10 protein-coding genes are annotated in these 9,647 nt (G+C 69.2%); 4 read left to right on the top strand and 6 right to left on the bottom strand.

Features of this window, described 5'->3' with window-relative positions; all coding sequences use genetic code 11:
• Window positions 1-12: 12 nt before the first annotated feature.
• The 4 genes from CLV30_RS17415 to CLV30_RS17430 all read right to left on the bottom strand — a co-directional run bounded on the left by CLV30_RS17415 (window position 13) and on the right by CLV30_RS17430 (window position 3,526).
• A complete protein-coding gene (locus tag CLV30_RS17415; protein WP_165358723.1) occupies window positions 13-648 on the bottom strand; it encodes a winged helix-turn-helix domain-containing protein in 636 nt (211 codons plus the stop codon).
• A 198-nt stretch (window positions 649-846) separates the two neighbouring features.
• Complete coding sequence (locus tag CLV30_RS17420; RefSeq protein WP_106538491.1) at window positions 847-1,671, bottom strand: ABC transporter permease; 825 nt, start codon at window positions 1,669-1,671, stop codon at window positions 847-849.
• The gene (locus CLV30_RS17425; protein ID WP_106538492.1) at window positions 1,668-2,495 is read right to left on the bottom strand and encodes an ABC transporter permease; all 828 of its coding nucleotides are present in this window, start codon (window positions 2,493-2,495) and stop codon (window positions 1,668-1,670) included. The genes CLV30_RS17420 and CLV30_RS17425 overlap by 4 nt, the downstream gene beginning before the upstream one ends.
• A 2-nt stretch (window positions 2,496-2,497) precedes the next feature.
• Window positions 2,498-3,526, bottom strand: coding sequence for an ABC transporter ATP-binding protein (locus CLV30_RS17430; protein WP_106538493.1), 1,029 nt, complete (start codon window positions 3,524-3,526; stop codon window positions 2,498-2,500).
• Window positions 3,527-3,595: 69 nt separating this feature from the next.
• On the opposite strand from CLV30_RS17430, the gene CLV30_RS17435 reads away from it, so the two are divergent.
• On the top strand, window positions 3,596-4,237 hold the full coding sequence (locus CLV30_RS17435; protein WP_106538494.1) for a TetR/AcrR family transcriptional regulator: 642 nt from the start codon (window positions 3,596-3,598) through the stop codon (window positions 4,235-4,237).
• An 18-nt stretch (window positions 4,238-4,255) separates the two neighbouring features.
• Here the strand turns inward: CLV30_RS17435 and CLV30_RS17440 are convergent, their stop codons facing one another.
• A complete protein-coding gene (locus tag CLV30_RS17440; RefSeq protein ID WP_106538495.1) occupies window positions 4,256-4,918 on the bottom strand; it encodes an alkylmercury lyase family protein in 663 nt (220 codons plus the stop codon).
• Window positions 4,919-4,949: 31 nt separating this feature from the next.
• Entirely contained in the window at window positions 4,950-6,365 is a 1,416-nt protein-coding gene (gene merA, locus CLV30_RS17445; RefSeq protein WP_106538496.1) for a mercury(II) reductase, read from the bottom strand.
• Window positions 6,366-6,420: 55 nt separating this feature from the next.
• On the opposite strand from merA, the gene CLV30_RS17450 reads away from it, so the two are divergent.
• The 3 genes from CLV30_RS17450 to CLV30_RS17460 form a co-directional block, all read left to right on the top strand.
• Window positions 6,421-6,858 (top strand): heavy metal-responsive transcriptional regulator, encoded by a 438-nt coding sequence (locus CLV30_RS17450; protein WP_106538497.1) that lies wholly within the window; start codon window positions 6,421-6,423, stop codon window positions 6,856-6,858.
• Between the two features lie 141 nt (window positions 6,859-6,999).
• Entirely contained in the window at window positions 7,000-8,868 is a 1,869-nt protein-coding gene (locus CLV30_RS17455) for a C69 family dipeptidase (RefSeq protein ID WP_106538498.1), read from the top strand.
• Window positions 8,869-8,910: 42 nt separating this feature from the next.
• A partial coding sequence (locus CLV30_RS17460; RefSeq protein ID WP_146154798.1) for an FAD-dependent oxidoreductase occupies window positions 8,911-9,647 on the top strand: 737 nt, incomplete at its 3' end.

The following is a 9,647-nucleotide window of genomic DNA, read 5'->3' on the forward strand; positions in this document are numbered from 1 at the left end:
GCGCCCACCGGCTCACCCGGCGAAGCGGTAGCCGATGCCGCGTTCGGTGACGAGGTACGTCGGATTGGCGGGGTCCGCCTCGATCTTGCGCCGCAACCGGTTCACATAGACCCGGACGTAATGTGCTTCATCGCCGTACTTCGGTCCCCAGATCTGACGGAGCACCCGGGCATGACGCAGCGTCGTGCCCGGGTTCTCCATGAACAGACGCAGAAGTGCCAGCTCGGTCCGGGTGAGAGTGACCCGGCGGCCTCGCACGCGCGCGGTCATCGCGTGCATGTCGAGCTCCAGGTCGCGGTGGCGCAGCACGATGCGCTTGGGGCTGGTGATGTCCTCGACCAGGTAACCGACACCGAGCGTGACGGCCCTGCTGTCGCGGACGGGGAACGAGCGCAGGCGCAGCTTACGGCGCCGGCCCGCGACGGTCGCGGTCACGTGCATTGACGTCGAGGGCTGCGACGCCGTGGAACGGATTCCGAGCTGACGCCCGATTTCGTTGAGGCACGCACCCGCGAGCAGGCCGCCGGTGACGCCGAGCAGCCGGGCGGCCGCGGCGTTGTGGAAGGTGACACGGCCGTCGAGCCCGGCGATGATCAGCCCGTCATCGAGACTGGCGAGGACAGCGTCCAGCGCACCGGCTCCGGACACGGAAACCGCCGGCTCGTCGTGAGCATGGCGTGTGGAGTTCTCGTGTCGTGACAGGTAAGACATCGACATCACCGTCCTGTCACGCCATTGTCGACAGACTTCGCCTTCCGTTGTGTCAGAGGAATCCCAAGAATTGTTCCGCCCACCACCGAAGCGAATCCCGCCGCGGCGGCTCATCCACCGCGAGACTCCGACGGCTCAGTAGCGCCCGAGCGTGCCGCGGCGCTTGGCGACCCGCTCGCCGAACCCGAACGCGACGATGCCGGCGGCCAGGTAGCTGAACGTCACCACGAGCAGCGGGACGAGCCCTCCCATGCCCCACGGCTCGGTGACGGATCCGTCGGTGAACAGGGCTGTGTACAGGCTCCCGACGCCGTCGGTGAGCGGGAACGCGTGGCTCGCGTCGGCCCACCAGGCCGGCACGTCGATCAGCGGGACCGCGCTGGCGCTGAAGAGCATCACGACCAGAAGCACGGTGTCGTTGACGAACTGGATCTGCTTCCACACCAACGTCGCTCCCGCGACGATCAGCGAGACGCCGACGGCGGCGAGCATGATCATTGCGGCGGGAAGCAGTGCGGCGGCGTTCCAGTCCACCCGGATCGGCACGAACGGCGCGACGATCGCGACCGTGCCGGCAGCGACCAGCAAGGTCTCCAGGAACGCCGCGACCACCCGGCCGACGGCGGCGACGAGCCAGGGCGGCAACGGCGACAGGTAGACCTGCTCGATCGTGCCCGCCTGGATCTCGCCAAGCAGCCGCCAGAACATCTTGACGACCTGCATGTAGAAGAAGATGAACGGAACGAACCAGACCAGCATCACCGAGGTCGTCGCGCTGTCGAGCGCCCACTCGACCTCTCCGCCGACGACGACTTCCCCTTGGCCGAGCAGCGGGCCGAGCAGCAGAATGAACACACCGAACATGGGCAGCTCGATCAGGATCTGCAGCCGCTCCGACCAGGCGAACCGCAGGCCCTTGCGGATCTCGTTCCCCACGGCGACCAGGTATCTCGTGCTCATCGCGGGCTCAGTCCTCCTTCCCGCTGCGCGTGTCGGATGTTGACGATGTACGTCACCAGCCCGAGCGCGACCAGCACGCCGGCGTGCACCACGAGCCAGGGCAGCGTCCCGTCGGACCATGTCGCCGACAACGGCTCGCCCGCCATCGTGGTGTTGACGGCCTGGACGCCGAGGGCGGTCGGGACGAACTGCGCGAAGGTCTCGAGGGCGTCCGGGAAGACGGTGATCGGCACGATCATCCCGCCGAAGAACATGACCACCATGTTGAACACGTGTGTGATGGCGCCGATGCTCGCGATGCGCACCGTCAGCGCCGCGAGCAGCAGGCCGTATCCGAGGGCGTCGACGACGGTGAGCACGCCCGGCACCAGGGCGGCCGGGTGCAGGTCGTAGTCGAGGCCGAACCCGAGCGCGAACACGGCCCCGAGCACCACCGCGCCGGCCAGCCCTTCGACCGCCAGCGCGGCGATCCGGCCGAGGATCTGCACCTGAGGTGTGGCCGGACTCATCTGCGCCTGCTCGAGCGTTCCGCCGTAGATCTCTTCCGCGATGCCGCCGCTGCCCTGAACCGCGGCGGTACTGGCCAGAACCACCGCCAGCAACGCGGGCAGCGTCTCGACCATCAGTGGCTCGACGACGTGCCCGCCGCCGATGAAGAAGGTGATGCCGAGATAGTTGAGCGCCAGCATGGCCATGCCGACGACCACCATGGACCGTCGTCGCCACATCAGCCGTACGCCCTTGCCGGTCTCGTTGGCGACCAGCCGGGTCTGCAGGACCACCCACGACCCTCGCGTACTGGCGACAGGGGCGGACAGCGACATCGTCACGGCGTCGTCCCCTCCCCTCCGGCCTCCGGCGTCGGCGCCGCACCTGCGTGGTGCAGGAGGCGGATGAAGACCGCCTCCAAGCTCGGCCGTGCCTGCGCCACCGACACGAGCTGCTGGTCCGCCGCCGCGAGCTGATCGAGGACCGCGTACACGGTGGCGCTGTCGGCGTCCGGCAAGAGCACCCGGGTCCCGGAGCCGTCCGGTTCGACCCGCGCCCCCGCGGGCAATCCGCCGACGTTCCCGTCCAGCGACCCGGCGACGCGTATCTCGTATCGGTTCTCGGCGTGCCGGGCCAGCAGTTCGGTGGTGGGCAGATCCGCGATGATCTCGCCCTCCTTGATCACCGCGATCCGGTCGGACAGCTCTTGAGCCACCTCGAGCTGGTGCGTGGTCAACACGACGGTCTTGCCGTCGTCCGCGGCCAGATGCGCGATCCAGTCCTTCACGGTGCGCGCCGCCTCGACGTCCAGGCCCAGCGTGGGCTCGTCCAGCAGGATGATCGGTGGGTCGGTGATCAGAGCGGCCGCCACCGCCACCTTCTGCTGCATCCCCCGGGAGTACGAGCCGACAGTCTCGTGCCGGCGCTCCCACAGCCCAAGATCGGTCAACAGCCGGCGTGCGCGCGGGCGGACCTCCGATCCGCGCAGGCCTTTGAGTCGCCCGAAGTACATCAGGTTCTCCCACGCCGACATCGGCCAGTACACGTTGCGGGACCCTTCCAGCACCGCGCCGATCTGGCGGACGGCGTGACTGCGCTGTCGCGCCACGTCGTAACCGCCCAACGTGATCGACCCCGTACTCGGCGTGATCAGGCCGCAGATCATCTTGATCGTGGTGGTCTTGCCCGCGCCGTTCGGGCCGAGCAAGCCGATCACCTGCCCCCAGGGCACCGACAGTGTCGTCTCGCGGACTGCCGCGAACGCGTGCTCGCCGCGTCCGTAGGCCTTTCCGAGTCCGGACAGCTCGATCGCCGCGCCGGGCGCGGTGCCCGCCGACGCCGGATTCTCGGTCAGTACCGCTTCCATGACGGCTCCTCACTTATGCCGTAAGCCCATGTTCGGCGACGCTAGAACTTATGGTGTAAGTTGTCAACCATGGCGACGACACGAGCGGCAACGGACACCGGACGCGCACCCCTGACCCGGGACCGGATCCTGCGCGCCGCGCTGAACTACGTCGACGAGCACGGCCTGGAGTCGCTGAGCATGCACAAGCTCGGTGCCGAGCTGGGCGTCAAGGGCATGTCGCTGTACAACCACGTCGCCGGCAAGGACGACGTCCTCGACGGCGTGGTGGAGACGCTCTGGACCGAGGTCGAGGACGCCGCGCCGCCCGACCCGGACTGGCACCGCGGCTACCGCCAGTTCGCGCACGCGCTGCGCGACGTCCTCCACCAGCACCCGAACGCGGCACCGCTGATCACCGCCCGGCAGGTCATGCCCATTCCCGCCCTACGCGCCGTCCGGGCACACATCACCGCGGCCGTCGACAGCGGCGTCGCCGAAGATCGCGCTTACGAGCTGTTGCGCACCCTCACGTCGTACGCTCTCGGCCACGCGCTCGCCTACCTCAGCTGGGGCCTCGGTTGCCCCGGGTGCGTTCCGTCCGTGCGTGACCTGTTGCGCCCGGGTACCCCCGACGACCTCGCCGGCGTCGCGGACGTCTTCTGTGGACAGTCCGACCCGGACGCGCAGTTCGAGCTCGGCCTCGACCTGATGATCCGCGGCAGCTCCTGAAGGCCACATCGCACCGGCTCAGCGATCGAGCAGCGGGCCGAAGATGAACCGCCCCATCTCGACGGCGTCGGATTGATCGTAGATCTCGCCCGTCACCGCCGGGTGCGCCCGCAGGTACGCCTCGGCGTTGACCGGGTCGGCAAAGAAGTTGACGTGCCCGCAGGCCGCTTCGGCGGCGGTGCCGCACCCCGTCGTGGCGCCGACGAGCACGACCGTGCTGTCGGGTTGCCACGTGAACGCGCCGTCGCGGCACTGAATGTGGATCCCTTCGCCGGTGTGCGGATCGGCGCTGGAGATGGTGGCATCGCGGCCGGCCATCAACGGAATCCCCAGAGAGTCGCCGGCGCACATGGCCCAACTGGTGGCACCGTCGTCCAGCTGTACACGGTGCGGCGTCGGCACGCCGGAGAACGGGTAGGCGACGGTGACGGCGCCGTCGGCGGTGTGCACGAGGTCCGCCCGGTCGAGGGCTCCGAGTGCCTGGTCCGGGTCGAGTCCGAACCGAGCCGCCTGCTCGCTCACCCAATTCGTGCTCGGCGCCTCCCCGGTGTTCACGAACGCGGTCAGCACGGTCCGGTGCAGATCACGCAGCGGCGGCGGAAGCGCTGCCTGCGAGTCGTTCATGAGGGTGATGCCGAACTCGGCGTTGAACCTCGTTATGCGATCGTCGGCACTGGTCATGACTGTTTCCTCCAGGAGATCCGGCGCCGGGTCAGGCGGCGCAGCAGGACAGCTTGGTGACGTCGCGGGCGAAGGCCTGGGCGGCCAGCTTGAGGCCTTCGGCCATGGTCAGGTACGGGCTCCACATCTCGGCCATCTGATCAACCGTCATCCGGTTGGCCAGCGCGTAGCCCGCGGCGGCGATCACGTCCCCGGCGCCCTCGGCGACGACGTGGGCGCCCAGCAGCCGGCCGGTGCCGGTTTCGGCGACGAGCTTGATGACGCCGCGGGTGTCCCGGTTGACCAGGGCGCGGGGCACGTACTGAAGCGGCAGGACGCGGCAGGTGCAGGCGTGTCCCTGCTCGACCGCCTCGGCGTCGGTGAGCCCGACGGAGGCTGAGGCAGGGCTGGTGAAGGTCACTCGTGGCAGGTGCCGGTAGTCCAGCGCGCGTGCGGCTCCGTCGAGCGCGTTGTCGGTGGCGAGACTGCCGTGCGCCGCGGCCACGTAGACGAACTGAGGGTGGCCGGTGACGTCGCCGGCGGCCCAGATGCGGTGGTTCGTCGTGCGGAGTTGTTCGTCGACGACGATCTCGCCGCGCGGTCCGGTCTCGACGCCGACCGCCTCCAGGCCGAGCCCGTCGGTGACGGGGTGGCGCCCGGTGGCCACGAGCAGCTGCTCAGCCCGCAGTTCGACGGTGTGCCCACCGCACTCGCCGGTGACGACGTAACCGGTGTCGTCCCGGCGCACCGCCGTGACCGCAGTACAGGCATGCACCGAGATTCCCTCGTCGGCGAACACCCCGGCGACGGCGGCGGAAACCTCGGGCTCCTCGAACGGCGCGAGCCGATCCAGTGCCTCGACGACCGCCACGCTGACACCGAGCCGGGCGAACAGCTGCGCCTGCTCCAGGCCGACGGCGTTGCCACCGACCACGATCATCGAGGCCGGTAGTGCGTCGAGCTCCATCGCTGTCGTCGAGGTCAGGTACCCGGCCTCGTCCAGGCCCTCGACCGGTGGCACCGCCGGAGCCGAGCCGGTGGCGACGACGTACTGCTCGGCCTCGACCCGTTCCCGGCCGCCATCGGCGAGCGCCACCTCCAGGGCCGGCCCGGGAACGAACCGGGCGGTTCCCGATACAACCCGCCAGCCGTACTCGGCCGCCAGGTCGACGTACTTGTCCGCACGCAACTGCTCCACGAGTTCGGTCTTGTCGCTGATCAGCGCGGCGACGTCCACCTCGCCGGCGCTCGAGTCGATGCCCGGGAACCGCGCTTCGAGGGCGACCCGCCGAGCGTCCGCGGCCGCCAGCAACGCCTTGGACGGCACACAACCGGTGTTGACACACGTGCCGCCCACGGTGTCGCGCTCGACCATCACCACGCTGCGGTTCTTGCGCCGCGCCGCGATCGCCGCCGCGAACGCCGCACCACCGGAGCCGATCACCGCGAGGTCGTCCGTTGCCGTCATGAGTGCGACGATAGAGATTCCAGCGCACTGGAAGGTCAAGCCGAGGGAGCGCCCCATGCGGATCGGCGAGTTGGCGCAGCAGACAGAGGTCAGCACGAAGACGCTGCGGTTCTACGAGGACGAAGGGCTCCTGCCCGACCCGGGGCGGACACCGTCCGGATACCGCGACTACGACCGCGGCACCGTCGACCGTGTCCAGTTCATCCGCGCCGCACAGACAGCCGGGCTGACCCTTCGTCAGATCGGCCAGATCCTGAGCATCCGCGACGGCGGTACGACCCCGTGCAGCCACGTCGAGCAGTTCGTCGACCAGCGGCTCACCGAGGTCGAGCGTCGCATCGCCGAACTGGAGCAGACCCGCGGCCGGCTGCTCGAGTTGGCCCGCCGCGCGCGGGAACTCGACCCGGCCGACTGCGGCGGCCTCTGCGACATCATCCCACACACCGGCACCGATCCCGGCATCAATCCCGGCATCAATCCCGGCACCGACTGAACGAAGCGCACATGAGCCGCATTCCGTACCGCTTCGACGGCCGAATTGCGGGTAAAGGCGCATGGACAACGACGGGCGTGCCTCTCGACGTGCCGTGGTGCGTCGCAGAGTGCTCACGAGAAGAGAAAGGGTGTCGGCGTCATGGCTCAGATCCGGCTCCGGAACGAGCTTCGTCAACTACTCACTGTGGGCGCGGCGGTGTCGCTCGCGCTGCCGCTGACCGCCGCGGCTGACCATCCGGGCGAACGCCCGGCGGCTACCCCCGCAAAACACGACCGGCAGACACCGGCGCAGATCCCGACCAAGAGCATCGGCTTCTACGTGGGCAGCAACCTCACCGAGGACGGCTCGGTCCTGCTCGGCGGCTTCGGCCACGAGCCGTCGAGCCATTGGCTGGAGATCGTGCCGTCACGCACGTTCCCCGAGGACGCCACCACCACCGTCGGCATCACCGGCGAGGCGCGCATGCCCGGCGAGCTGACCGAGATCCCGCAGGCGCGGGAGACGAACCGGTACATCACGTCGCACTACTCGGAGTTCGCCGGCTTCCCGGCGCCGCTGACCAACGGCGGGCTGAACGAGCACGGCGTCGCCGCCCGCGACATCTGGTCGCCCACGAGCGACCGGTTGCTGGCCTTCACCGAGCAGCCGCAGACCGGGCCGAACTACAGTGACCTGTCCCGCATCGCCATGGAACGCGCGACGACCGCACGCGAGGCCGTCCAGATCGTCGGCGGGCTGATCGACGAGTACGGCTACTCCAGCTACGGCGGCAACTCACACCTGTTCGCCGACGAGAACGAAGGCTGGGTGCTGGTCAACTACGGCGGCAACCAGGGACTGTGGGCGGCCGAGCGGCTCGGACCGGACGAGGCCCGCGTCTCCTATCCGGGCTATCTCGAGCCGTTCCCGGTGGACTTCCAGAACCACCCGGACGAGTACCTGGCCTCGGACAACTTCGTCGACTTCGCCGTCGAACAGGGCTGGTTCGATCCGGGGGCCAGCGACGTGTTCGACCCGCAGGAGGTCTACGCGGGCTGGCAGCCGAACGACCGGCAGATCACCGAAACCCACCCCTGGGGAAACAACGTGCAGGCGGTCCTCGAAAGGGAGCTGTCCGAGGAACTCGCGCCGGTGTCGCTCGAGGACATGCTCGCCTACGTCCGCGACCCACGGTGGTCGCACGACCGGTCCGGCTACGGCCAGGTGGCGCAGTTACGGGATGTGAAGCACTCCGAGCTGCGCGTGCTGTGGACCGCGGTCACCGGTGCGGTGACGACACCGTACGTGCCCGTCTACCTGGGTGCCGACGACGTCCCGCCGGAGTTCAAGCAACACCGCTACCTCACCAGCGACACCGCGTCCACGCATCTGGCGGCCGACTACGCACCACAGGAGGCGACCCGGTACGCCACCCGGACGTTCAAGCGGCTGATGTATCACACCTGCGAGAACCCGGAGACGTTCCTCCGGCCCGTCACGGCCGAGATCGAGAGCTTCGAGCGCACGCTCCTGCGAGAGCAACGCCGGATCCGTGGACGAGCGCACGGGCTGTTGAGGTCCGGCCAGGCTGAACGGGCTGAGCAGATGCTCACGCGGTACGTGCAGGACCGCCTACTCGACTCCCTCGACCTGGGCGAGGATCTGACAGAAGCGGTGGAGGAACGGACTCGCGAACAGTTCGGGATCCGGATGCCGAGCGGACGCGACCTTCCCGGCGAGACGTACCGGCCGGAGAGCCAGAGCATGAATCGCGGCGACGGGCTGCAAGGCGAGGCGAACGACATCGTCTGGTGCTACCGCGAGGGCCTCGGCGACTACCCACGCGAACACGGAAGCTACGCCGGTCAGGCAGGACAGTTGCTCGGATCGGGCCACGGGCGGGGTCGCGCGGGTGACGTCAAGGCGGAAGATCTGCGCGCGGCCCTACGTGACGCGCGGAAGGACCACGACCCCGGGACCGACTGGGACGCCTTCGCCGATACCGTCATGCGCGAACTCGGCGAGTGAGTTCGCCTCCCAGCCCGCGACATACCGACGAGGAGACAGCACATGCCGGACGGAACCTACGACGTGATCGTGATCGGAGCCGGATCCACCGGTGAGAACGTCGCTGCGCGTGCGGTCCAGGGCGGGCTGTCGGCGGTCATCGTGGAGTCCGGCCTCGTTGGCGGTGACTGCTCGCACTGGGCCTGCATACCGAGCAAGGCACTGCTGCGTCCACCCGAGGCGCTGCGGGCGGCGCAGCAGGTGGACGGGGCCCGGCAAGCCGTCGCCGGCAAGGTGGACGCCAAGGCGGTGCAGGCACGGCGCGACACCTGGGCCGACCACGACGATCAGGGGCAGGCCGAATGGCTGGCCAGTGTCCCGGTGGACCTGGTGCGAGGGCACGCACGCGTGTCCGGGACCAGACAGGTCTCGGTCACCGGTACCGACGGGCAGAGCACCACCCTGACGGCGCGTCACGCCGTCGCGGTCTGCACCGGCTCCGAGCCCGCGGTTCCCGACGTCGACGGCTTCGACCAGGTCCAGCCGTGGACCAGCCGTGAGGCCACCACCGCCTCCGAGATCCCCCGCCGGCTCGTCGTTCTCGGCGGCGGCGTCGCCGCGTCCGAGATGGCCAGCGCCTACTCCGACCTCGGCAGTAACGTCACCATCATCGAGCGCGGTCCACGGCTGCTCGGCCGCTTCGAACCGTTCGCCGGTGACGGGCTGGCCGACAGCTTCACCGACCGCGGCATCGACGTCCGCACCACCACCTCGGTCACCGCCGCCGAACGCGACGAGCA

Source organism: Haloactinopolyspora alba (assembly GCF_003014555.1).
In the GTDB taxonomy this organism is placed as follows: Bacteria; Actinomycetota; Actinomycetes; order Jiangellales; family Jiangellaceae; genus Haloactinopolyspora; species Haloactinopolyspora alba.